Below are 22,463 nucleotides of genomic sequence, written 5' to 3'. Positions count from 1 at the left end.
ATCGGCACCCATTGTTGCTCGTGGCCCTGGGTGGGGGCCATGACAATCACCACCGGCCCGACATGCGGGATACGGGAATTTATACGGGTGGCCCGGTGAACACCTTGCCGTTGAGCGTGGGCCAGGCGTACGCGCGGCAGCCGCGCAGGGTCAGCGTCTGCTGCACCATGACCGGAGCCGGCCCACCCGCCTTGGGACAACCCTGGTGGTGATGGCCCAGCTCATGGCCGACCTCATGGTTGATCACGTACTGCCGGTAGGTCCCCAGGGGGACCTTGGCCTTCAGGTACGGCGGCGACGAGAGCCGCCAGCGATCCAAGTTGATGATCGCTCGGCCGGTGGTGCGGCAGGAGGTGTACGGAACTCCGCCGACCCGGATGTTGGTGCCGCCCTGCAGACACATCCGGCCGGCGGTGTCCCGCGTCGCCAGGAAGACCACGAAGTCGGCCTTCTCGGCGCCGGGCACCTGCTGGAGCCGCAGCCGGCCGGGGCCCGTCCAACTGCGCTTGTCACCCAGCGTGGTGGTGACCGCGGCGGTGAACTCGGTCAGGTTCTCCCCGCTGCCCCGCTCGACGGCCACCTTGAAGCGGCGGAGCGGACCTTTCGCCCCGAGCACCGGGCCGCGCGTGGCCGCGTACATGAAGACGCCGGAACCGTGCGTGGGCGGCGGAGTGGCCTTGGTCGTTGTCGCCGTCGGCGACGGTTTCGCGGTTGACTCGAGCGACGGCGGCGCGCTGGAGGGCTCAGCCATGATCACCGGCGCCGAGGACACCGAGGGCGCCGCCGAGGCGGGATTGCCCTGCTCGAGGCGCCGGCCCACCGCAAAGCCCGCCCCGACCACGATGACCAGGGCGAACAGGGCGATCCACCAGCGCCGCCACCCGTCCGAGCGGGTCGGCGCCGGGTGGTCGGTGGTGGTCGGCTCGTCGATCATCGTCCGTCAGCGTCGCACACGAGGAAGGCGCTGTCTCGCCCTATGGATCTTGTGTAGCGTTCATCCCCCGACGGGGGCCCCGACATCGTCCAGCATGCCCACGACGGCGCGGGCGACCAGGCGCGGCACCTCCATCTGGGCGACATGGCCGACGCCGGGCAGGATCAGCAGGCGGCTGTCCGGGATGGCGCGGGCCACCTGCACCGGCACCCGGGCGTCGACCAGCCGGTCGTTCAGCCCGCCGATGACCAGCGTCGGCGCCTGGATCCGGGCCGCGAGCCGCCACTGCGAGTTCTCCCCCGGCAGGTACGCCCGCAGGAAGCTGGAGACCAGGCCACGCAGGGTGCCCAGGTACGCCTTCGGGTAGTGCGCGACGGTGTAGCGGAGCTTGATCTCCTCCATCGCCTCGGCCCGGCGCTGCGGGGTGACCTTGCTGGTGTCGCCGAAGCAGGCGGCCAGCACCTGCTCGGCCATCTCCTCGGCCGTCAGCCTCGCCATCCCCCAGGCCAGCAGGCGATCGGCCCGGGGCAGGGCCAGCAAGGGCAGGACCGGGCCCTGAGCCGTACGCCTCGGGTCGAGGAACGGCATGGCGGGTGAGATCAAAGTGAGCGTACGGATGAGATCCGGCCGCAGCGCCGCCACGCGCACGGCGATCGAGCCGCCGAGCGAGTTGCCGACCATATGGACCGGACCCCGGCCGTCGTGCTCCAGATAGCCGATCAGCGTCGAGGCGAACGACGGGATCGAATACCGCTTGGTCGGGTCGCTGTAGCCGAAGCCCGGCAGGTCGACCGCCTGGGCGTCGAACCGCTCCGCGAGCAGGCCGGCGACATCGGTGAAGTTCTGCGAGGAACCACCGAGGCCGTGAACGTAGACGGCCGGTTCCGCCGCGGGGCTCGTGCCCGGGGTGTCCCGGACGTGGAGCATCGCCCCGTTGATCGTGACCCGGCGGGCGGGCCAGGGTGCCGGTGCTTCGCCCTCGGGCAGCAAGGAGCTGTCGGGGGCCAGGATCGCGCCTCTCATCGAGTCAAGAGTGCCTCAAGACGTCGATTGACCGCGGCCAGAGTGGCCCGGACCATCGCATGCCGGTCGTCGCTGGTGACCACGGCCGAGCCGGCCAGCTGCTCAACCCAGCCGCCGCACGAGAGCAGCAGCACGACGACCGCGACCTGCGAGGCGCCGAACGGGACGGCGGCGGCGTGCTCGACGAAGCAGCGGGCCGGGCCCTCGGGGTGATCCGAGGCGGACAGCAGCTCGTCGACCGCGCCGGCGGTCGCCATCGCACAGAGGCGCAGCAGGTAGCCGTCGACGGCCGGGCCGGTGGCCACCCCCGACGCGGTGCGCGAGCCGACGGCGAGCTTGACCTCGACCGTGGCGTCGGCGCCGAACGTGTTGACCTGGACGTTCTCGATGACGATGCGGGGGCCGGGGTGCTCGCCGGGGTAGAGCGGGCGCGGCGGGCCGCAGTCGAGACCGGACGGGACGACCTCGGCCGCTTCCGGCTTCTCGACCGGCTCGGGCCGCGAGTGCTGGGCCGGAACCTCGGGGCGGCGGGTCTCCGGCTCGACGGGGCGCGGGGGCGCCGTCGCGACCTCCGAGCGAGCCGGCGGCGCCTCCGACCGAACCGGCGCCGGCTCCGGGCGGGCCGGCTCCGGCTTGGCTTCCGGCCGGGGCGAGGCCGGCGGCGCGGAGACGGGCTTCCGCTCGGCCGGGCGGGTGGCGGGGGCCGGCGGGGCCGGCGGGGCGGCGGCCGGGACCTCCGGCCGGGCGCGGGGCACGAGCGCGGAAGGCGAGACCGGCACCGGGGCCGGCTGCTCCTTCTTGGGCGGCGCCGGGGCTTCGCCCTGCATAGCGGCGTCCAGGCCCATCCTGTCCTGCAGGAGACGGGCGACCTGGCGGCTCACCTCGGCCGGGTCGGCCCCCTCGGCGAGATCCAGGCGCAGGCTGTGGGCGCCGGCCGGGGTGGAGCGCAGCGAGGCGTCCCGCACCCCCTCGACCTCACGGACCGCGGCCAGGATCGCTCGCACGTCGAAACCTTCCTGACGTTCCTCGACCGGCAGCACGTCGCCGCGGCGCAGATGCGTCGCGATCCGCGCCAGCGCGGGCGTCTCGGCGGTGGGCTCCACCAATGGCGGCTCCGGGACCTGGGGCACGTCCGGCTGGGCCGGGACGCGCTGAGGCAGCCCACGCGAGTCGAGATCGCTGGACCGGCTCTGGAAACCCGAGTACGGCTCGTACGCGGGGGGCTCGTAGGGCGCCGGCGCGGGCGAGTCGTAGGACAGCCGGCGCGGGTAGCTCGACGGGTCGTAGGCGGGGCGGGTCGGCTCCGGCTCCTCGGCCGCGGCCTCGGGGCGAGGAGTGACCCGCTCGATCCGGGGAACCCCCTGGGCCGGCGTGTTCAGGGCGTGCCGGGCCGGCTCGGAGGCGGACTCGCCACCCCACTCCGGGCGGCGCGCGGCGGGCGCGGCCGGGCGGACCATCGGGACCGCGCTGCGCTGCCGGGTGACCGGGGGCGAGGCGGACTCGTCGAGATCTCCCTCGTACGGGTAGGGGGGCGCGCTGGTGGGCGTCGGCACGTCGAAACGGCGCAGCGAGGCGAGCGGGTCGCCGGTACGCAGGCCGGGCTCGCGCACCTCGCCCGTACGCAGGCCGGGCTCGCGCACCTCGCCCGTACGCAGGCCGGGCTCGCGCACCTCGCCCGTACGCAGGCCGGGCTCGCGGGTCAGGCCCTCGCGGAGGTCGCCGGTGGTCATGCCGGGCTGGGCCGGGGCGCTCGTCGGCGCGCTGGGCGGCGACGACGTGGGCGGCGGCGACGTGGACAGGCTCTGCGGGCGCGTCTCGGGCGCCGGCGGCGGGTCGGACTGCGGCCCCAGGTGGGAGAGCAGGTCGGAGTAGCGCGGGCGGTTGTCCCACCTCGGCGCGGGCGACTGCGGCTCCACGGACGGGGGAATTTCGCCGCTCCGGCCGGCGTCGACGAAGCCGGGCGGGGCCGGCGCGGGCGCGGGGACGCTCGAGGCGGGCCGCGGCGTCGACGGCTGGGCCGAGACGGGCACGGACGACGAGGGAAATGCCGGATTACGCGGAAACGCCCGGCTCTCGCCACCGGGACGGCGCCACGCCGGGACCTCGGCCTCGGAATCCGCCGCGGGGCCTTGATAGGACCAGGGGCTGTCGGCGGTCGCCCAGCCGTTCACCCGGGCGCGCTCACGCGCATCGGCACCGTTGCCGCTCTCCGCGGCTCCGGTGTCTCCGGAATGCCCTGATTCATCCACCGCGCGCTCCTCGCTCCGCCCCCGCTGAGGCTACCGTGTGGTGGCAGTGGCGATAAGTTGCAGCGGCGCGACAATTGCCCGACGACAGCATCACACGCCGATCCGGGCAATCCGAGCAGGCTCCCCCTGGAGGTTCGACAGATATGACCGCTGCGTCCGGCGGAGCCCAGACGGCCCGGCCGACCCGTCTGCCGCGCTCCGCGCGCCGTAAGCAGCTGCTGGCCGCGGCCCAGCAGGTGTTCGTGGCGCACGGCTACCACGCGGCCGCGATGGACGACATCGCGGAGAAGGCGGGCGTCTCCAAGCCGGTGCTCTACCAGCACTTCCCCGGCAAGCTCGAGCTCTACCTGGCCCTGCTGGACACGCACTGCGACGCGATAATCGCCAAGGTTCGCGATGCGATGCTGGCCACCTCGGACAACAAGGAGCGCGTCAACGGCGCCGTCCGGGCCTATTTCGACTTCATGGACCACGAGAGCGAGGCGTTCCGTCTCGTCTTCGAGTCCGACCTGCGCAACGACGCCCAGGTGCGCCAGCGGGTCGAGCGCGTCGAGCAGGGCTGCATCGCCGCCGTCACCGACACGATCATCTCCGACACCAACCTCAGCAACGACCGGGCCGAGCTGCTCGCGTCGGGCCTGGTCGGTGCGGCCGGACAGTCCGCCCAGTTCTGGCTGGCGAACGGCCGGCGTACGCCTAAAGCTGAAGCGGAAGCGCTCGTAGCTGCGCTGATCTGGCGTGGGATAGCCAGCTTCCCGCTTCAGGGCGGCGCATCGGCGGGCACGGCGGCGGAAATCGGATAGCCTTGCCAGCGGTAAGACCGCGAGAAGGAGGGCCCCGTGGAGGTCAAGATCGGCGTGCAGCACACGCCGCGTGAGCTGGTGCTCGAGAGCGCTCAGACCCCGGCGGAGGTCGAGCAGGCCGTGACCGAGGCGATGGCCAAGGACAGCGTCCTGTCGCTCACCGATGAAAAGGGCCGCAAGGTGATCATTCCGATCGCCAAGGTGGCCTACGTGGAGATCGCCGAGTCGAGCACGCGTCCGTTCGGCTTCACCACGCGCTGAGTCAGTTCGACAAACGCACGAGGGCGCCCCTCCCGTCGGGGGCGCCCTCGGCGTATATCCGCTCTGAGGTGCACGATCGTGCGGTCAGGTAGAATGGTGTAGTTGCCGTCGACGTCGATCTCCTCCGATCGCCGCGGCCAACGCGCGCGCGGCCCGCTTTTCCAGCGTGTGGCCCGCGCCCTACCCATACCGCGCCCCAGACTTTCCACGGGCGCACCACGAGAGGCACCCGTAAAACTTCATGACCGACATCGAGACCAACGAACCCGCACTCGTACCAGTCACCGATCGCGCCCCGGTCCGCGTCGACAGCCCCACCTTCGCGGAGCTGGGCGTCCGCGCCGAGACCGTCGAGGCGCTGGCCGCGGCCGGGATCACCCGGGCGTTCGCCATCCAGGAGTACGCGCTGCCCATCGCGCTGCGCGGCACCGACCTGATCGGCCAGGCGCCGACCGGCACCGGCAAGACCCTCGGCTTCGGCCTGCCCATCCTCGAGCGCGTCACCGCGCCGAGCGAGGGCGCCGACGGCAAGCCGCAGGCGCTCATCGTCGTGCCCACCCGTGAGCTCGGCCTGCAGGTCGCCCGCGACCTCGCCGCCGCGGGCAGCACCCGGGGCGTCCGCGTGCTCCCGATCTACGGCGGCGTCGCGTACGAGCCGCAGGTCGAGGCCCTCAAGAAGGGCGTCGAGATCCTGGTCGGCACCCCCGGCCGCCTGCTCGACCTGGCCAAGCAGAAACAGCTCAAGCTCGCCTCGGTCAAGGCGCTCGTGCTCGACGAGGCCGACCGCATGCTCGACCTGGGCTTCCTCGAGGACGTCGAGAAGATCCTGGCCATGCTCCCGGAGCAGCGCCAGACCATGCTCTTCTCGGCCACCATGCCCGACCCGATCGTCGCGCTGTCGCGGCGCTTCCTGCACCACCCGGTGACCATCCACGCCGGCCACACGGCCGACAGCGGCGCGTCACCGCTGACCAAGCAGGTCGTCTACCGCACCCACCCGCTCAACAAGCTCGAGATGGTGGCGCGGATCCTGCAGGCCAACGGCCGCGGCCTCACCATGATCTTCACGCGGACCAAGCGGGCCGCCGACCGGGTCGCCGAAGACCTCGACTTCCGCGGTTTCGCGGTGGCCGCGGTGCACGGCGACCTGAACCAGGGAGCTCGCGAGCGCGCCCTGCGGGCGTTCCGCACCGGCAAGATCGACGTGCTCGTGGCCACCGACGTCGCGGCCCGCGGGCTCGACGTCTCCGGCGTCACCCACGTGATCAACTATGACTGCCCGGAAGACCCGGAGACGTACACGCACCGCATCGGCCGCACCGGCCGGGCCGGCGCGACCGGCGTCGCCGTGACCTTCGTCGACTGGGAGGACATGCCCCGCTGGGTCCTCATCGACAAGTCGCTGGGCCTGAACATGCCGCAGCCGCCGGAGACGTACCACACGAGCGCGGCGCTCTTCAGCGACCTGGACATCCCGGCCGACGTGTCGGGCACGCTGCCGACCGCCGACCGCAGCCGGGTCGGCCTGTCGGCCGAGGTCGAGGAGGACCTCGGCGGCGGTGGCCGGCGAGGCCGCCGGGACAGCCGGGACAGTCGCGGCGGCGGGCGTGACCGCGAGCGCGGCGGCCGGTCGCGGGGCGGATCCGCCCCGTCCAGCTCCGGCTCGTCGGGCCCGGCACCCTCGGGCGCCGTCGAGGATGAGGCCGAGCGGCCGAAGCGGCAGCGCCGCCGGCGCAAGGTCACCGAGCCGGGCTCGGAGCAGGCCGTGACCGCCGAGGTGGTCACTGAAGGCTCCGGCGAAAACGTCACTGCCGGCGCCGGCGAGGAGCCCGCCGAGGCCAAGCCCCGCACGCGGACCCGGCGCCGGGTCCCCACGGTCGAGGCGCCACTCTTCTCCGGCGGAGACGCCGAGGCGCCGCAGGCCGCCGACGTCACCGACAGCGACACCGCCGACAGCGATGACGAGGGTCAGCCCCGTCGCCGTCGTCGCCGCGGTGGGCGGGGCAGCCGGGGGTCCGGTTCCAGCACCGCCGCGTCGGACGCATCCGACGCTCCCGCCGCCGAGATGACCGGCGGCTCGGAGGCCGGGGTCGGCACCACCGCCTGATTTCTCGGTGAGCCCCGCTGCTTCAGTGGCGGGGCTCCTCCCCGAGGGCGGCGCAGGCGTCCCGGTACATGCGTACGGCCTCGGCCCGCACTTGACGGCGCTCGGTGAGCCGCTCCGAGAACGGGATGCGCACCGGCACCTCGATCCCGTCGACCACCGCGGCGAACTCCATGGCGTCGGCGTCCAAGCCGGACATCCGCGCCGCGGTGGCGGTCGGTATGCCACCGAGCGCCCGCACGATCAACACGTTGTCGTCGGCGTGGTCGCCGTTCATGTGGTGGGCGATCTGCTCGACCACGTCGGGCGGGAACGGCTCCGTCACGTCAGCTCCATTTGTCGCGCAGCTCGGAAAGCATGTCGATGTTCAGGCGGTACGCCTCGCCGACCTCGGCGATGAACTCGTTCTGCTGGTGGTGCGACCACGGCGTGGCGTCGAGCAGGCCGCGGTAGTGCGCCTTGAACGACGCCGGGTCGACGCCCGCGAACAGGAAGAACCGGTGCCCGTCGGGGCTCGGCAGCCCGTACGCCCGGGCGATGGCGGGGCCGAGGTACTGCCCGCCGGAAAGATCACCGATGTAGCGCGTGTACTGGTGCGCGACGAAGCCGGTGGCGGCCCGGAAGGCCACATCACGCAGCCGGGTGCAGTAGACCGTGGTGGCGGGCAAGGCGGTCGTCTCGTTCAGCCAGTCCGCCCCGTACAGGAAGCGCAGGTCGGCCTCGAGCGAGGGCAGCCGCCTCAGCTGGGGAAAAAGGAAGGTGGCGACCACCGGGTCGTCGGCCATGGTCGTCGCGGCCGACTCCAGCGCCTCGTAGACGAACCAGTGCTGGGCGGTCAGGTCCGCGTACGCCTCCCAGGGCAGCCGGCCGGCCGACAGGGCGTCGAGGAATCCGCTGCGCTGGGCGGCGTCATGCCAGCCGCTGGTCCCGCGGCGCACGCGGACGGAGAGCCGGTCGGCCCCGGGCGGGTCGGCCATCAACGACATCGACGTGGCACCTCGCTTCTCGCGCCGACAGCCTAGTCTTTTGCGCCGGCAACCATTCTCGAGGGTGCCCGGCCCTCCGAGGCATTATTGAGGGATGCCGCAATCGCTCGACGACGCCCTGGCCGAGGTCCGGGCCATGATCCTCGCTCCCGGCCTCACCCGCGCGGTGGCGGCGGGCAAGCGCCGGGGTCAGACCCCCTCCGTTGTCCGCGCCGAGGTGCGGCCGGTCACGCTCAAGGCCGGGCCGAAACTGCAGATCGTGACGAACGACGGTTCGCGGCCGTTCACCCGTAACGTCGATCCTTCGCCGGCGGCGCTCGACGACCTGCTCGCGGAGCCGTTCGGCAACTGGCACGTCGAGTCGGCCGGCGGGACGCTGCAACTGCGTGTCACCAAGAAGGGTGACGCTCAGCTGCACCGTTCGGCCGCGGTGGCCGCGCCGGCGCCGGCCTCGGGTGGGCACGACCGGGTCAAGCAGTGGCTGCTCGACCCGGGCGACCCGCTCTTCGAGATCATCGGGGGCAACGCGGCCAAGCGGCGCCAGGTCGACGCGTTCCTGCGATCCCTGGCCGCCGCGCTGCCGGCGTCGCTGCCATCGGAGCTGCGAGTGGTCGATCTGGGGTGCGGCAACGCCTATCTGACCTTCGCGGCCTACCGATATCTGGCCGGGCGGGGTGCGGCGGTCAAGGTCGTGGGGGTCGATGTCCGCGAGGACCAGCGGGTACGCAACACCGAGGTGGCCGCCAAGTTGGGGTGCGCCGAGGACGTGACGTTCGTGGCGGGCACGATCGAGGACGCGCAGGTGCCGTTCGAGCCCGACCTGGTGCTCGCGTTGCACGCCTGCGACACGGCCACCGATCAGGCGCTGGCCCGGGCCGTGAGCTGGAACGCGGAGTGGGTGCTGGCCGCGCCGTGCTGCCACCACGACATCGCGGCCCAGCTCAAGGGCCGCCCCGCCCCGGCCCCCTTCGGCGAGCTGACCCGCCACGCGATCATGCGGGAGCGTTTCGCCGACGTGCTGACCGACTCGCTGCGGGCCGGCCTGCTGCGACTACGGGGCTACAAGGTCGAGGTGGTCGAGTTCATCGACTCGGCCCACACCCCGCGCAACCTGCTGCTGCGGGCCCGCAGGACCACGACTCCGCCCACCGAGGAGCAGCAGGCGGAGTACGAGGCGTTGACGTCCCAGTGGGGCGTGACGCCGGCCCTCGAGAAGATGCTGGCCTAGTCGAGCTTCACGGTCCACGCCGCGGTGTGGACCGTGCCGGCGACCTGGAAGTCGAGGAACATGCGGTAGTTGCCGGCGCTCGGCAGGGCCAACCAGAACTTCACCTTGCCGTCGACCAGCTGCGTCTCCGGGTGCACGTGGACATACGCCAGGTCGCCCTCCCGCATCACCACGAGGTGCCCGAAGGCGCCCAGGTAGGGGTCGAGTTTCGCCGGCCGGCCGTCGGCGCCGGTCACGGTCATCAGGATCGGCTGGGTCGACTTGGTGTCCGGCTTCCCCTCGTACGCGACCCGGAAGCCCCCGGTCTCCGCGGTCAGCCCCGGTGCGGGCAGCGCCGTGGGCGTGTAGTCCCCGGCCACGGTGAGGTCAGCGCCGAGCGTGGCGGCGATCTGCCGGCCGCCGGTCACCGCGGTGAAGTCGGCGATCATCCGGTAGATGCCCGGCTGGGCCAGCGTCAGGTCGATGCTCCAGGTGCCGTCCGACGCCATGGTCGGGTGCAGATGCTGGAAGCCGCTCAGATCCCGCCGCAGCACGATCAGGTGCAACGGCTTGTCGTGCACGATCTCGTACGTGGTGACGGCGGCGCCGCCGGCCCCGGTGATCTGAAAACTGAGCCGCTGCGGCTTACCCGCCTCGAACGTGGCCCGCTTCGGCACCAGGGTGAGCCCGGCCGAGCTGAGCGACAGCCCGCCGACCGCCGCCCCCATCGGCGACGCCGTGGAAGTGGCGCCGCCCTGCGTAACTGTGCCGTCGGTGTTGTGCACGTGCGGCTGATTCTCGTTGACGCCCATACCCGGCATGCCCTGCATACCGCCGTCCGCGCCCGAGGTGCCGGCGCCCGCCGTCGGAGGCGCCGAAGCGGAGGCGGTCGAGTTGTTCAACCGTCCCAGCCCGTAGCCGGCGAACAGCACCACGATCAGTACCGCTCCGAAGGCGGCGAGCCGGAAGCCCGCCTTGTCCCCCACCGGCGTCTCGACCGTCTCGGTCTCGCCACTCATCGACCCCGCAGCTGCGGGGCTGCCACCCGCCGGCTTCTCGGCCGTCTGCGCCTTTGCCCGCCGGGCGCCGACGATGCCCAGCACGACAGGCTCGTCGGCCGGCTGCTTGGCGGGTGGGTCGTCAGGCATGCGCGAGCTCGTAGCCGGCCTCGTCCACGGCCGCGCGCACCTCGTCCTCGGTGAGCGGGGTCTCGCTCGTCACCGTCACCGCGCCCGAGGCGAGGTCGACCTGCACGTCACCCACGCCCGGCAGGGCGGAGAGCTCGCCGGTCACCGCCTGGACGCAGTGGCCGCAGGTCATGCCGGTAACGGTGTAGGTGCTGGTCACAGCCATGGCAAAGCCCTCTCAGAACAACAGTCAGGAACGGACGAGCCGCGCGATCGCATCGGACGCCTCTTTAACCTTGGCGGTCGGATCCCCCGCCCGCGCCGCGTCGACGACGCAGTGCGCCAGATGATCCTCGAGAAGCCCGACCGCCACCGCCTGCAATGCACTCTTGGCGGCGGAGATCTGCGTCAGCACGTCGATGCAGTACGTGTCCTCATCGACCATCCGCTGAATCCCACGGATCTGCCCCTCGATACGCCTAAGACGCCCGAGCAGGGCGGCCTTGTCGCCCGAATACCCATGCGGACCATGCTGCACCGTCGACTCGTCGGACATGCCCCCAGCATACCCCCTCCCCGTATAGCCCTGGCCACGGCGGCTCCTCCCGGCGGTCCGCTCTCAGCCGGCCACGGCAAGGGCCAGGGGAAGCACGCCGGGGGCGCCGGACTGGCGTAGAGCCCGGCCGGCCAGGGACATCGTCCAGCCCGAGTCGACCAGATCGTCGACCAGCAGGACGGGGCCGGTCAGGGTGGCCAGCTCGGCGGCGACCTCGGCGGGAACCATGAAAGCGTCGTGAAGGGACCGCACCCGCTGGGCGCTGTTGCCGCGGTGACCGGACTCCGCGAAATGAGTCGAGGCAACGGCGCCCAGCATCGGCAGGCGGCCGACCCGGGCGATGTGATCGGCCAGCGAACGGATCAGCTCGGGATGCCGCTGCGACGGGATCGAGACCACGGCGGCCGGGCGCTCACGCCATGCATCGTTGCCATGGGCCCAGTTCTTCAGGATCTCGACCACGGCCGCGGCCAGGTCATCCGGGATCGGGCCGTCGGCCGCCTCCGGCGCGACGAGGCTCCGCAGCCGATTGCCCCAGCCCAGGTCGGAGAGCCGCCCGACCGCCCGGCCCGGCTCTATCTGCTCGCCCGCCGGAATCTTCCCCTTGAGGGCGACCCCGACCGCCGCCAATCCCGTCGGCCATAGCTTCTTCGGCGCGATCTCAACGCCAGGCCGGCCCAGAAAGGCATCCGCCGCGGCCAGCGACGCACCTGCGACCTCCGCGTCGAAGAGCGGCCCGGCACAGTTGTCGCAGCGCCCACAGGGCGCGGCCTCCGGATCGTCCAGGCAGCGCCGGAGGAACTCCATGCGGCAGGTCGTCGTCGACGCGTACTCGATCATGGTCTGCTGCTCGGCCTTACGGGCCTCGGCGACGCGGCGCAGTCGCTCGGTGTCGTAGGTCCACGGCTCACCCGTGGAGAGCCAACCACCGCGAGCGCGGCGGACCGCACCATCCACATCGAGCACTTTGAGCATCATCTCGAGCCGGTTGCGCCGCAGGTCGACAAGCGGCTCGAGCGCCTGGGTCGACATGGGCTTGTCCGGCCACAGGTTCGCCAGCACCGCCCGGACCTGATCCTCCGGCGGGAAGGCCAGCGACGCGAAGTATCGCCAGATCGCCGCGTCCTCGGCGCCGGGCAGCAACACGACTTCGGCATGCTCGACTGCGCGGCCGGCCCGGCCGACCTGCTGGTAGTAAGCGATCGGCGAGGCCGGCGCGCCCAGATGCACGACGAAGCCGAGGTCGGGCTTGTCGAAGCCCATGCCGAGCGCGGAGGTCGCCACCAGCGCCTTGATCTTGTTGTCGAGCAGGTCCTGCTCCGCGGCCCGGCGCTCGGCGTCCTCGACTTGACCCGTGTAGGAGGCCACGGGGAAGCCGCGCGACCGCAGGAACTCGGTCGTCTCGGTGGCACCGGCGACGGTCAGCGTGTAGATGATGCCGGAGCCGGGCAGCAGCTCCAGGTGATCGGCCAGCCAGGCCAGGCGATGGGCCGGGTTGGGCAGGTCGAGCACGGCCAGGCGCAGCGAGTCACGGTCGAGCGCGCCCCGGAGCACCAGGGCGTCACCGAGTTGGTCGGCGACGTCGGCGGTGACGCGGGCGTTGGCCGTCGCGGTGGTGGCCAGCACCGGCGTCCGCGAGGGAAGCCCGGCCAGGAAGGTGCGCAGGCGCCGGTAGTCGGGGCGGAAGTCGTGGCCCCAGTCGGAGACGCAGTGGGCCTCGTCGACGACCAGCAGACCGGTGCTGGCGGCGAGACCGGGCAGCACGTTGTCACGGAAGTCGGGATTGTTCAGCCGCTCGGGGCTGATGAGCAGGACGTCGACCTCGCCGGCGCGGACCTCCGCCTCGATCAGCGACCACTCGTCGAGGTTGGCCGAATTGATCGTCCGCGCCCGGATGCCGGCCCGGGCGGCCGCGTCGACCTGGTTGCGCATCAGGGCGAGCAGCGGTGAGACGATGACCGTCGGGCCCGCCGCGGGCCCCTCGCCCGAGTCGGTGACGCCGGCCCGCAGCAGGGCGGTCGCGACGAAGTAGACAGCGGACTTGCCCCACCCGGTGCGCTGCACGCAGAGCACCCGGCGGCGGTCGACGGTGAGCGCTTCGATGGCCCGCCACTGATCCTCACGCAACTTCGCCTGATCACCGGCGAGCCTGCGCAGGATCGCCTCGGCCCGCTCGCGCACCGCGGCCCGGTCGGCCGCCTCGGTCTGCGTCATTTCGGTCGTTGCTCGCGTCGTCTCGGTCACCCGGCATGTCTATCAGCCCGGTCCGACAGAACCGGAGTTATCCACAGTCGCCGAGTTATCCACAGGCGCCCAAGATTTTTCTGCGGCGACCGGCCCGGCAGGCAAAGAATCGGCCTCGCCCACGCACCCGCCGCGAAGGAGCCGACCGTGACCTTTCCCCTCAGCCCCCAGCCCCCCGCCCCTTCTCGTCGTGCCGTGCCGATGAAGCCATGGGCTCGAGGGGATCGGGAGCAAATCGTCGGGCTCCTCAGAAGGCAGGCACTCAGTCGCGAACGGGTGGATGTCGAGCCCGAGTTCCTGGCCGCCATCCGAGACATCCTCAACGCAGACGTCGTGCCCATCAGCCGGCTGCGTCCTCCGCCTGTGAGGGGCCCTCGGCCTCGGGAGAGCGTCCTCGGAAACCTTCGACGCCGTTGCGGGTCACCGTGGAGGGCGTTACGGGTAATCGGCGAATCCTTGACAACTTTTTTTGTCGGTGCCAGGCTCGAAAGTATGTCGAAGACGATTGCCGAGAAGCTTCTGATCAAGCCGAACACCACGGTCTGGTTGTCCGACTCCGCGCATCTGCCCCTGCTCACGCCAATGCCCGACGGCGTGCGCGAGGCCGACATGCTGGCCACGGCGAGTACGGCCGTGCTCTTCGCCGAGGACGCGGCGGGCGCCCGCAAGCTGCTCGAGGAGCACTCGGCCGATCTGGCCAAACCGGCCGCCTTCTGGGTGGCCTACCCCAAGGGCAACAAGGCCGACATCAACCGGGACACGCTGTGGCCGATCGTCGCCGACTTCGACATGCGCCCCTGCGGTCAGGTAGCCATCGACGAACGCTGGTCCGGCCTTCGCTTCCGCCCCAACAAGGAGGGCGAGGGCCGCTTCACCGGCGGCGCCAAGTAGCGCCCGCGCCGGCGGGGGACCGGTAAGCCGCCGGGGTAGCCCGTGGGCGGGCGGTCCGGCGGCCAGGGCAGCCGCGGACGGCATTGTTCCGCGCGGTTAGCTGCCGGTGAAGCGGCAGTGTCCGGCGGGGCGTCAGGCGGCCGGGACGGCGGCGCGGGCGGGCGGTCAGCGGCCGAGGACGGAGCCGCCGTTGACGTTGATGATCTGGCCGGTTACGTAGCGGCCGCCGGGGCCGGCCAGCCAGCGGACGGCTTCGGCGATGTCTTGGGGCTCGCCGGCGCGCTTGAGCAGGGTGGCGTCGACCCGCTTGGCGTGGCCTTCGGAGGTCATGCGGCCGTCGAAGAACTCGCTGTCGGTGACGTAGCCCGGGGAGATGACGTTGGCGGTGATGCCGGCCTCGCCCAGCTCGGCGGCGAGGTCGAGGACGTAGCCGTGCAGGGCGGCCTTGGCGGCGGAGTAGGGGCCACCGCCGCCGCGCTGGGCGGCGATCGAACTGGTCAGAATGATGTGGCCGCCGGGGCGGCGGAGGGAGGGCAGCAGCGCCGTGGTCAGCACGACGGCGGTGATGACATTGGAGTCGAAATTGGCGCGCCAGTGTGCGGCCACCTCGTCGAGCTTGGTGCCGCCGCCGGGGACGTAGGCGCCGGCGTTGTTGACCAGGACGTCCAGCGGGCGGTCGCCGACGGCGTCGACCACCGTGGAGACCTGGGCCGGGTCGGACACGTCGGCGGTCACCGCCGACGCCTGCGGGCCGATCCAGTCGACCGCCTCGGCGAGCACGTCCGGTCGCCGCCCGACGATGATCACGTCGTATCCCTCGCCGGCGAGCATGCCGGCCGTCGCCCGCCCGATGCCCGTACCGCCACCGCTGACCACCGCAAGCCTCGACATGGTCCGACCCTATCCGCGAACTCCGACACCCGGCAGCCGGGTTACCCGCACCCCTCCGGCCGCCCGGCGGGCTGAACGCCGGGCGGCCCGGTGAGCTGTGGTGAAGGCCAAGTGGAGGGCTCGCGGGCTGGGGTGGGGCTGGGCCAGGTGGTGGGCTCGCGGGTTGGGGTGGACAGGGCTAGGTGGTGGGCTCGCGGGTTGAGGTGCTGGTGGCGATGGGGCGCCAGGCGGCGGCTGCTACGGCGGTCATGGCGGCTGCGGCGGTCCAGTAGGTGGCCGGCAGGCCGTAGGCGGTGGCTATCGCGCCGCCCAGCAAGGAGCCGAGGGCGGCGCCGCCCAGCTCCAGGAAGGCGTAGACGCTGGTTATACGGGCGAACATCGCGGTGGGGACGTCTCGCTGGCGGATGGTGGTCACCACGACGCCCCAGACGGTGGTGTGGATGCCGAAGACGACGATCATCGCGGCGGCGATCCAGGGTTGCCTGGTCAGGGCCAGGGTGGCGTGCAGGGCCACCTCGATGAGCAGGCCGGTTCGGAGCAGCAGCGTGGCACCCAGGTGGCGGATCAAGGCCGGAGCGCAAAGGGTGCCCAGGAAACCGCCGACGGCGAAGGCGAGCAGCAGGATGCCATAGCCGACGTTGGTCAGCCCCAGGCGTTGCGAGGCGTAAAGGACGAAGACGGCGAAGGCGGCGCAGAAGACGAGGTTGCCCACCGCCATGGTGAGGGCCAGCGTGCGCAGCAGCCGGTGGGCGGCCAGCCAGCGCACGCCCTCGGCGATGTCGGTGCGCAGGCGGGAGGGTGGGCGCTTGGCCGGCGGCGGGACCGAGCGGATCGCCGCCACCAGTGTTGCCGAGAGGGCGAACGTCACCGCGTTGACGCCGAAGGGCACGGCCGCGGCCAGCACGAACAGCCACGCGCCGAGAGGCTTGGCGGCGAACTGGTTGAGGACGTTGAAGTTGGCGTACAGCAGGGAGTTGGCCGTGGGACGGCGGTCGGGCGGGACCAGGGCGGGCACGAAGGCCGAGGAGGCGGTGTCGGCCAGGGTCTCCCCGGTGCCGAGCAGGAAGAAAACCGCGTAGATCAGCGGTACGGAGGCGACGCCGCCGGCCACTGTGACGGCGAGGACGCCCAAGGCGGCCGCTCGCATGACGTTGACCGCCACGACGAGCCGGCGCCGGTCCAGGCGGTCGGCCCAGGCACCGCTGGCCAGGGCGAAAAGCAGCCACGGCAGCTGCTGGGCGAAGACGGCGCCGGCCACGGCGGCCGGATTCTCTGTGATCGAGGCGACGAGCAGGGGGCCCGCCACCATGGTGATGCCGTCACCCAGGTTCGTGACGGCGGACGACGTCCAGAGCTTCCAGAAGTCCGCGCCGAACGGCGCGGCGAAAAGGGCACGCAAAATTGCTCCTCGAGCGAAGGGAAACGGTCACAAGGACCGCCCCAAACGAGGAGAAGCGGGCTGAAAAAGCTAGCGCGCTGGTCCTCGCGTCGGGGCGGGGACCGTCACCTTGATGAGTTGCATGCGTGCCCTCCGGGAAAGCCGGGACATCGGACGCCTCACCGTAGCAGCGCCGGAATCCGGCATTCTGGGACGAGGGACGCGGGTTTCGGCGGACGGGCATCGGGCGGGCCGTCCCGCAGGTCACAATCGGCACATGGGGCGGACGGAGCGAAACGGACAAGACGATTCGCTTCGCATCGCCGAGCGGTACCGGCTGGTCGAGAAGCTCGGCAGCGGCGGCATGTCCGAGGTGTGGCGCGGCTTCGACGAGACGCTCGGGCGGTCGGTCGCGGTCAAGGTGCTGTCGCCCCGGCTCGCCGAGGACCAGTCGTTCCGCGACCGGCTCCGGCAGGAGGCGCTCGCGGCGGCCCGGCTCAGCCACCCGCACATCACCGGCATCTTCGACTTCGGCGAGTCGGCGCTGAACGACCAGGTGACCGTGCCGTTCGTCGTGATGGAGCTCAACGACGGCGAGTCCGTCTCGGCCCGGATCGCCCGGCAGGGGCCGCTGAGCTGGCGGGAGGCGGTCGGCGTGGCCGTCGAGGTGGCGTCGGCGCTGGCCACCGCCCACGCCCGCGGGGTCGTGCACCGCGACGTCACCCCGGCCAACGTCATGCTCACCGGCGCCGGCGTCAAGGTGGTCGACTTCGGCATCTCGGCGATCGTCGGGCAGCGCGACGCGGCGCCCGACGGCAGCCTGCTCGGCACCCCCGCCTACCTCGCGCCGGAACGGCTCGGCGGCTCCCAGGTATCGACCGCGGCCGACGTCTATGCCCTGGGGCTGCTGCTCTACCGCTCGCTCACCGGCCGCCTGCCCTGGCCGGCCGAGACGACCGCCGACGCCCTTCGGGCCCATCTGTACGCCGACCCGGAGCCGTTGCCCGCTCTGCCGGGTATGCCGCCGGCGGTGGCCGGTCTGTGCATGCGCTGCCTGACCAAGGACCCGGAGGATCGCCCCGGCGCCGCGGAGGTGGCCCACGCCCTGGCCGCCATCGTGGGTGTTCCAGCGATCATCCCGGCGGTGTCCCAGCGGGCCCCCGATGCTCCGGAGACAGTGCGAGGTTCGGCCGTACGCACGGAAAGCCCCGCCGCCTCGGTGGGGAAGCCGGTGGAGACGAACGGGCTGGGGCCGACCGGTCCGATCAAGCCGACCCCGGAGTCGCTCAGCCGGCCCGCCCCGGCACCGGAGCGGGCCGGCCTGGGCCGCTTGTTGCTCGCGTACCTCGGGTTGCCCGGCGGCGCCCCGGGGCCGCGCCCGCCGGTGAAAGTGCTGCGCCTGCGCGCGACGTTGAAGATCGGCGCCGCCCTGCACCGGCGCCCGCGCCCCCTGGGTGACGGCCTCTTCGAGGGTGGCGGACCCCGGCGACGGCAACTGCCGGGCGCCGGGCACCGGATCCAGGCCGGGGCGCTCACGCTCGCGGTGCTCGCGGTGGCCGGCATCAGCTGGGCGACCACCCGCGAGACCCCGGCCGTCCAGGAGGCTCAGGCGGCCGGGGCCGGAGTGGTCGCGGCCGGCCCGCCGGAGATCCACTGCTCGGTCCGCTATCAGCTGCGGAGCGACTCGGGCCGGTCGTACGTGGCCCGGCTGACGGTCGAGGCCGGCGAGGCGCTGTCGGATGCCGAGTGGCGGCTCCAGTTCTCGTATCCGGGCACGCAGCGTCTCACCAGCATGCCCAAGTCGGTCACGCAGAAGGGCCAGCGCGTGACGGCGAAGGGTAGCGGGAAGACCAAGAGCTTCACACTGCGTGGCGAGTACCGCGACTCCAACCCGTTACCCCTGTCGTTCAGCCTGGACGGCGAGAGGTGCGGCGCCGAAGTCCTGGGCAGCACGCCCGCCAGCCGCCGCGACCGCGTCCGCGACGAGGACCGCCGCGAAGACGATCAGGCCGAGGCCATCGCCGCCGAGAAGTCCCCGGGCCAGGGCGGCGGTTCCGGCAAGCGCAACCGCCCCCCACGCAAGCAGGCCGCGCCGCAGAAGAAAGCCGGCGCTCCGGAAGCCAGCCCGGCCCCGAAACAGCCGAAGCCCACACCCACAACCCCACCCCCGATCGCCCGCAAGGCCACCGGCACGGGCTACTCCCTGGCCCTGTAGCCGGCGAGAGCGCCAGCCGAGGAGCGCCCGGCGGGGTGGGGCGCGGAGGACCGGCGGGGCGAGGCGGGCGGCGAGGCGGGCGGCGAGGCGGGCAGCCAACGAGCAGGCGGCGAGGCGGGCAGCCAACGAGCAGGCGGCGAGGCGGGCAGCCAACGAGCAGGCGGCGAGGCGGGCAGCCCAGGAGGGGCGGCGAGGTCGGTAGCGATGGAGCCGACCGGCGGAAGCTAGCCGGCTAGGAGTTGGTCGACGGGGGCGTAGTCGTCGGTCAGGACGCGGGCGTTGTCGGTGAAGGTGTCGAGCTCGGGACCGGAGAGGATGACCACTGGCTCCTTGGCCTGGGTGGTCAGGCGGGTGCGGACCGCGTCCAGCGGGAGCGGGCTCCGGGAGGCCATGATGACGAAGTTCGAGCCGACCTTGCCGTCCAGGGCGTCCTGCGGCGCGATCAGCGCCACGTGCGGGAAGGCCGCCGCCACCGTGGCGATCTCGGCGCGGATGAAGCGGTTCGGCGGGTAGTCGATCACGTTCTGCACGTAGATGCCGGACGGCCGGGTCACCCGCGCGACGTCCACCGCCATCTCGCGGGTCGCCAGGTGCCACGGCACCACCAGGTAGCCGAACGCGTCCCCCACCACGAAGTCGTAGGCCGACGATTTCTGCGCCGCCACCGCCACCCGCGCGTCACCCACCCGGACCCGCAGGTCGGGCCCGGTCGCCAGGCCGAGTTTCTCCTGGTCGAGGTCGACCAGCCCACCGTCCAGCTCGGCCACCAGCTGATCGCTGCCGGGCCGGGTCGCCCGCAGGTAGTTCGGCATCGTGAACCCGCCCCCGCCGATGTGCAGGGCGTCCACCGGCCCGGCCGGCAGCACGTCGGCCACCGAGGCGATCCACTGGATGTACGCGAACTCGAGGTGGCGCGGGTTGTTCAGGTCGACGTACGAGTGCCGGGCCGAGTTGAGGATCAGCGTCCGCCCGCCGGCCACCGCCGGATCCGGCTCGACCCGGGCGCAGTGATAGGCAGTCTCCACATCGCACGGATCGGGCGACGCCACCCCGAGCCCCGCCCCGACCAGCCCGACGGTCACCAGCACGGCCCGGGCCCGCGGCTTGCCCGGCAGCGCGGCCCGCAGCCACCACCACAGCACCCCGCCGGCCACCGCGAGCAGCGCGGCCAGGGTCAGCACGATCCACGACGACGGCATCGCCGCCACGAAGATGAAGCCGGTGGCCAGGGTCGCCGTGATCGCGCCCAGCGTGCCGATGCTGGAGAGCCGCCCGACCACCGACCCGGTCCGGTCGAGGTCGCTGAGCTGCAGCTTGATCACCAGGGGGCTGACCGCCGACAGGATGAACGCGGGCAGGAACACGGCCAGCGTGGCCAGCAGGAGCACCGCCGGGGCGGCCCCGCCCCGCAGCGCCTCGCCGCCAAAGCGGACCAGCGGCAACGTCACCGCCGTACCGACCGCACCCAGCAGCAGGGCCGGCGCGAGCAGCGACCGTGGGTCGTACCGGTCGGCCAGGCGGCCGCCGAGCCACGTGCCGTACGCGATGGCCGCCAGCGAGACCCCGATGACCGAGCTGCTGACCTGCAGCGTCACCCCGACGTAGGGCCCGACGAGCCGCAGCGCGACGATCTCGAGGACGAGCACGGCCCCGCTGGCGCCGAAGACCAGGGCGGTGGCGAGACCGGACGGCAGGGCGCGCGGTGGGTTTCCCATCCGCCGGATGTTATCCGGCGGCGATCACAGCATGCTGAGATGCACGTGGTTGGTGTGCACGACGGACGGCCCGCCGCTGGCGCTGTAGCTCTTCCAGCCGGTGCCGGGCATCCAGATCTGCCTGTACCAGATCACGTACATCACGCCGAGCTTGTCGGCGTTCTTGATGAAGTACGCCGCGAGCCGGTCGCCGTACGCCTTGTCGCTGCCGGTGGCGGCGCTGTTCTTGAAGGTGGACGCGTTCGCCGAGAAGTCGCAGGCGCGGCCCTTGGGGTGCTCGCCCGAGGAGCGCTGGCTCCAGCACACCGTGTAGTGGGTGAAGCCGTCGGCGCGGGCCTGCTGGTACGCGTGAAGCGTGCGCGGCGTGAGACAGCCCGAGCTCGACGGGTCCTTGACCGAGCAGGACTCGTCGGGCCAGGAGCCGTCGGAGTTCTTCGGGGCCGGCTGGGCGCTGGCCCCGCCGGCCGAGACGAACCCGCCCGTGCTGGCCCCACCGCCGACGCTGGCCAGGGCGAGCTGGGCCTCTTTCTTCTTCTTGGTCAGCGCCGCGACCTGCTTGGTCTGCTCGGCGACCTCTTTGTCGATGGCCGCCTTGGCCGCCCGGGCCCTGGTCAGCGAGTCGCGGTACTGGGTCAGGATCTGGCTGTCGAGCTGGGCCATCATGTCGAGGCGCTCGATGCGCTCGAGGAAGACGTCGGGCGAGCTGCTGTCGAGCAGCATCGACATCGTGTTGGGGCGGCCGAGCCGGTAGGACCGGCTGGCGATCTCGGCGACCTGGCCCTCCATCGCCTTGGCGTCGGCCTCCGACCGCTTGACCGTGGCCTGCAGCTGGGTCTGGCGTTTCTTGGAGGCGTTCAGTTTCTGGATCGCGGTGGCCTGGCCCTTGGCGGCGGACTCGAGCGCACTGCGCAGGGTCTTGCTGTCACCCTCGTCGGGATCGGCTTGCGCCGCGCTCGGCACGGTCAGCACCAGGAAGCAGGCCGCCATGAGCAGCACCAGCCCAGCGCTGATCCGGCGCAGGAAAACCGCCGCCACGGATACCTCCCCTATCGTCAGCGCGGGGAACTTTACCGTGCGGCGCAAGGGATCGGCAGATCGATCAAGTGGCCGAGTAACCACCGTCGACGAAGAGTGTCTGGCCGGTTACGGCGACGGCAGCATCGCTGGCCAGAAAGACGGCACATGCCCCGAAATCGTCGGGTACGCCGTTTCTACCGATCATGGTGCGGGCCGCGTGCTTGGCCACGGTGGCCGGGTCCGAGAAGACCGGTTCGGTCAGTGGGGTGTGGACGACGCCGGGGGCGATCGCGTTGACACAGACGCCGCGCGGCGACCACGCCTCGGCCTGCGACCGGGTCAGCCCGACCAGGCCGGCCTTGGCCGCACCGTAGGCGCCGCTGTTGCCGTACGCCCGGAAGGCCTGCTGGGAGACGACGTTGATGATCCGCCCCCAGCCGCGCGACGCCATCCGCGGGCCGAAGGCCTGCCCGAGCAGGAAGGGCGCCGTCAGGTTGGCGGCCAGCGTCAGATCCCAGTCGCTCTCGGTGAGCTCGTCCATGGGCGGGCGCCGATTCACCGCGGCCGAGTTGACCAGCACGTCGGGCGACCCGTACGTCTCGACGATCTCCGAAGCGACGGCCGTGACCGCCGCCCGCTCCCCCAGATCGGCCGAGATCGCGTGTCCCTCGGCCCCGAAGGAGCCCAGCTCGTCCACGACCTCCCGCATCGGCCCGACCCGACGGGCCACCACGATCACGCGCGCGCCGGCCCGCCCCAGCGCGACCGCCATGGCCCGGCCGATGCCCGAGCTGCCCCCGGTCACCACCGCGGTGCGGCCGTCCAGACCGAAAAGGCTTTGGAGGTACGCGGTCACGGGCGG

At 72.2% G+C, this 22,463-nt stretch carries 20 protein-coding genes; 6 read left to right on the top strand and 14 right to left on the bottom strand.

From position 1 onward, the window contains the following. Positions 1-79: 79 nt before the first annotated feature. Genes AB0J66_RS21235 through AB0J66_RS21225 form a run of 3 tightly spaced genes read right to left on the bottom strand, consistent with a single transcriptional unit; the run spans position 80 to position 4,206 of the window. On the bottom strand, positions 80-934 hold the full coding sequence (locus tag AB0J66_RS21235; RefSeq protein ID WP_364663115.1) for a DUF3152 domain-containing protein: 855 nt from the start codon (positions 932-934) through the stop codon (positions 80-82). Between the two features lie 60 nt (positions 935-994). After that, positions 995-1,957 carry an alpha/beta hydrolase gene (locus tag AB0J66_RS21230; protein WP_364663112.1) on the bottom strand — a complete coding sequence of 321 codons (963 nt, stop codon included), beginning with the start codon at positions 1,955-1,957 and terminating at the stop codon, positions 995-997. Further along, positions 1,954-4,206 (bottom strand): Daple, encoded by a 2,253-nt coding sequence (locus AB0J66_RS21225; RefSeq protein WP_364663110.1) that lies wholly within the window; start codon positions 4,204-4,206, stop codon positions 1,954-1,956. The genes AB0J66_RS21230 and AB0J66_RS21225 overlap by 4 nt, the downstream gene beginning before the upstream one ends. Before the next feature lie 143 nt (positions 4,207-4,349). Between AB0J66_RS21225 and AB0J66_RS21220 the strand changes: the two genes are divergently transcribed. From AB0J66_RS21220 to AB0J66_RS21210, 3 genes are all read left to right on the top strand, one after another. After that, a complete protein-coding gene (locus AB0J66_RS21220) occupies positions 4,350-5,009 on the top strand; it encodes a TetR/AcrR family transcriptional regulator (RefSeq protein WP_364663107.1) in 660 nt (219 codons plus the stop codon). Between the two features lie 36 nt (positions 5,010-5,045). Beyond that, positions 5,046-5,270 (top strand): DUF3107 domain-containing protein, encoded by a 225-nt coding sequence (locus tag AB0J66_RS21215; RefSeq protein WP_364663104.1) that lies wholly within the window; start codon positions 5,046-5,048, stop codon positions 5,268-5,270. Positions 5,271-5,511: 241 nt separating this feature from the next. After that, a complete protein-coding gene (locus AB0J66_RS21210; protein ID WP_364663102.1) occupies positions 5,512-7,377 on the top strand; it encodes a DEAD/DEAH box helicase in 1,866 nt (621 codons plus the stop codon). Between the two features lie 22 nt (positions 7,378-7,399). Here the strand turns inward: AB0J66_RS21210 and AB0J66_RS21205 are convergent, their stop codons facing one another. Both AB0J66_RS21205 and AB0J66_RS21200 read right to left on the bottom strand, forming a co-directional pair. Then, entirely contained in the window at positions 7,400-7,699 is a 300-nt protein-coding gene (locus AB0J66_RS21205) for a DUF2470 domain-containing protein (protein ID WP_364663099.1), read from the bottom strand. Between the two features lies 1 nt (position 7,700). Then, positions 7,701-8,360, bottom strand: coding sequence for a biliverdin-producing heme oxygenase (locus tag AB0J66_RS21200; protein ID WP_364663096.1), 660 nt, complete (start codon positions 8,358-8,360; stop codon positions 7,701-7,703). 94 nt (positions 8,361-8,454) lie between these two features. Here AB0J66_RS21200 and AB0J66_RS21195 point away from each other — a divergent pair, with 94 nt between their 5' ends. Next, positions 8,455-9,588: an SAM-dependent methyltransferase gene (locus tag AB0J66_RS21195; RefSeq protein ID WP_364663094.1), complete on the top strand. Its 1,134-nt coding sequence runs from the start codon at positions 8,455-8,457 to the stop codon at positions 9,586-9,588. Here the strand turns inward: AB0J66_RS21195 and AB0J66_RS21190 are convergent. The 4 genes from AB0J66_RS21190 to AB0J66_RS21175 all read right to left on the bottom strand — a co-directional run bounded on the left by AB0J66_RS21190 (position 9,585) and on the right by AB0J66_RS21175 (position 13,464). After that, the gene (locus AB0J66_RS21190) at positions 9,585-10,715 is read right to left on the bottom strand and encodes a hypothetical protein (RefSeq protein ID WP_364663091.1); all 1,131 of its coding nucleotides are present in this window, start codon (positions 10,713-10,715) and stop codon (positions 9,585-9,587) included. The genes AB0J66_RS21195 and AB0J66_RS21190 overlap by 4 nt on opposite strands. Then, complete coding sequence (locus tag AB0J66_RS21185) at positions 10,708-10,920, bottom strand: cation transporter (RefSeq protein ID WP_364663088.1); 213 nt, start codon at positions 10,918-10,920, stop codon at positions 10,708-10,710. The genes AB0J66_RS21190 and AB0J66_RS21185 overlap by 8 nt, the downstream gene beginning before the upstream one ends. Positions 10,921-10,944: 24 nt before the next feature. Next, the gene (locus AB0J66_RS21180; protein WP_364663085.1) at positions 10,945-11,250 is read right to left on the bottom strand and encodes a metal-sensitive transcriptional regulator; all 306 of its coding nucleotides are present in this window, start codon (positions 11,248-11,250) and stop codon (positions 10,945-10,947) included. 63 nt (positions 11,251-11,313) lie between these two features. After that, on the bottom strand, positions 11,314-13,464 hold the full coding sequence (locus tag AB0J66_RS21175) for a DEAD/DEAH box helicase (RefSeq protein ID WP_364663922.1): 2,151 nt from the start codon (positions 13,462-13,464) through the stop codon (positions 11,314-11,316). A gap of 522 nt (positions 13,465-13,986) precedes the next feature. Here AB0J66_RS21175 and AB0J66_RS21170 point away from each other — a divergent pair. Next, a complete protein-coding gene (locus AB0J66_RS21170; protein WP_364663082.1) occupies positions 13,987-14,385 on the top strand; it encodes a hypothetical protein in 399 nt (132 codons plus the stop codon). A 165-nt stretch (positions 14,386-14,550) separates the two neighbouring features. On the opposite strand, the gene AB0J66_RS21165 is transcribed toward AB0J66_RS21170, so the two are convergent. After that, entirely contained in the window at positions 14,551-15,276 is a 726-nt protein-coding gene (locus tag AB0J66_RS21165) for an SDR family oxidoreductase (protein ID WP_364663080.1), read from the bottom strand. Between the two features lie 178 nt (positions 15,277-15,454). Next, positions 15,455-16,675, bottom strand: a complete 1,221-nt coding sequence (locus tag AB0J66_RS21160; protein WP_364663077.1) for an MFS transporter — start codon at positions 16,673-16,675, stop codon at positions 15,455-15,457. A gap of 256 nt (positions 16,676-16,931) precedes the next feature. Here AB0J66_RS21160 and AB0J66_RS21155 point away from each other — a divergent pair, with 256 nt between their 5' ends. Beyond that, on the top strand, positions 16,932-18,869 hold the full coding sequence (locus tag AB0J66_RS21155; protein ID WP_364663074.1) for a serine/threonine-protein kinase: 1,938 nt from the start codon (positions 16,932-16,934) through the stop codon (positions 18,867-18,869). Between the two features lie 224 nt (positions 18,870-19,093). Here the strand turns inward: AB0J66_RS21155 and AB0J66_RS21150 are convergent, their stop codons facing one another. From AB0J66_RS21150 to AB0J66_RS21140, 3 genes are all read right to left on the bottom strand, one after another. Next, complete coding sequence (locus AB0J66_RS21150) at positions 19,094-20,584, bottom strand: fused MFS/spermidine synthase (RefSeq protein ID WP_364663071.1); 1,491 nt, start codon at positions 20,582-20,584, stop codon at positions 19,094-19,096. Between the two features lie 24 nt (positions 20,585-20,608). After that, complete coding sequence (locus AB0J66_RS21145; protein ID WP_364663919.1) at positions 20,609-21,571, bottom strand: hypothetical protein; 963 nt, start codon at positions 21,569-21,571, stop codon at positions 20,609-20,611. Positions 21,572-21,683: 112 nt separating this feature from the next. Next, positions 21,684-22,457 (bottom strand): SDR family oxidoreductase, encoded by a 774-nt coding sequence (locus AB0J66_RS21140; protein ID WP_364663068.1) that lies wholly within the window; start codon positions 22,455-22,457, stop codon positions 21,684-21,686. Positions 22,458-22,463: the final 6 nt, after the last annotated feature.

The organism is Actinoplanes sp. NPDC049598, assembly GCF_040675435.1.
GTDB lineage: Bacteria > Actinomycetota > Actinomycetes > Mycobacteriales > Micromonosporaceae > Actinoplanes.
Note: the sequence above shows the minus strand (reverse complement) of the source record. Positions and strands in the feature narration are given on the sequence as shown.

Coding starts and splice junctions, on each gene's coding strand:
- AB0J66_RS21235 (WP_364663115.1), bottom strand. CDS start 934: ATGATCGACGAGCCGACCACCACCGACCACCCGGCGCCGACCCGCTCG.
- AB0J66_RS21230 (WP_364663112.1), bottom strand. CDS start 1,957: ATGAGAGGCGCGATCCTGGCCCCCGACAGCTCCTTGCTGCCCGAGGGC.
- AB0J66_RS21220 (WP_364663107.1), top strand. CDS start 4,350: ATGACCGCTGCGTCCGGCGGAGCCCAGACGGCCCGGCCGACCCGTCTG.
- AB0J66_RS21210 (WP_364663102.1), top strand. CDS start 5,512: ATGACCGACATCGAGACCAACGAACCCGCACTCGTACCAGTCACCGAT.
- AB0J66_RS21200 (WP_364663096.1), bottom strand. CDS start 8,360: ATGTCGTTGATGGCCGACCCGCCCGGGGCCGACCGGCTCTCCGTCCGC.
- AB0J66_RS21195 (WP_364663094.1), top strand. CDS start 8,455: ATGCCGCAATCGCTCGACGACGCCCTGGCCGAGGTCCGGGCCATGATC.
- AB0J66_RS21190 (WP_364663091.1), bottom strand. CDS start 10,715: ATGCCTGACGACCCACCCGCCAAGCAGCCGGCCGACGAGCCTGTCGTG.
- AB0J66_RS21185 (WP_364663088.1), bottom strand. CDS start 10,920: ATGGCTGTGACCAGCACCTACACCGTTACCGGCATGACCTGCGGCCAC.
- AB0J66_RS21180 (WP_364663085.1), bottom strand. CDS start 11,250: ATGTCCGACGAGTCGACGGTGCAGCATGGTCCGCATGGGTATTCGGGC.
- AB0J66_RS21175 (WP_364663922.1), bottom strand. CDS start 13,464: ATGACGCAGACCGAGGCGGCCGACCGGGCCGCGGTGCGCGAGCGGGCC.
- AB0J66_RS21170 (WP_364663082.1), top strand. CDS start 13,987: ATGTCGAAGACGATTGCCGAGAAGCTTCTGATCAAGCCGAACACCACG.
- AB0J66_RS21165 (WP_364663080.1), bottom strand. CDS start 15,276: ATGTCGAGGCTTGCGGTGGTCAGCGGTGGCGGTACGGGCATCGGGCGG.
- AB0J66_RS21155 (WP_364663074.1), top strand. CDS start 16,932: ATGGGGCGGACGGAGCGAAACGGACAAGACGATTCGCTTCGCATCGCC.
- AB0J66_RS21150 (WP_364663071.1), bottom strand. CDS start 20,584: ATGGGAAACCCACCGCGCGCCCTGCCGTCCGGTCTCGCCACCGCCCTG.
- AB0J66_RS21145 (WP_364663919.1), bottom strand. CDS start 21,571: ATGGCGGCCTGCTTCCTGGTGCTGACCGTGCCGAGCGCGGCGCAAGCC.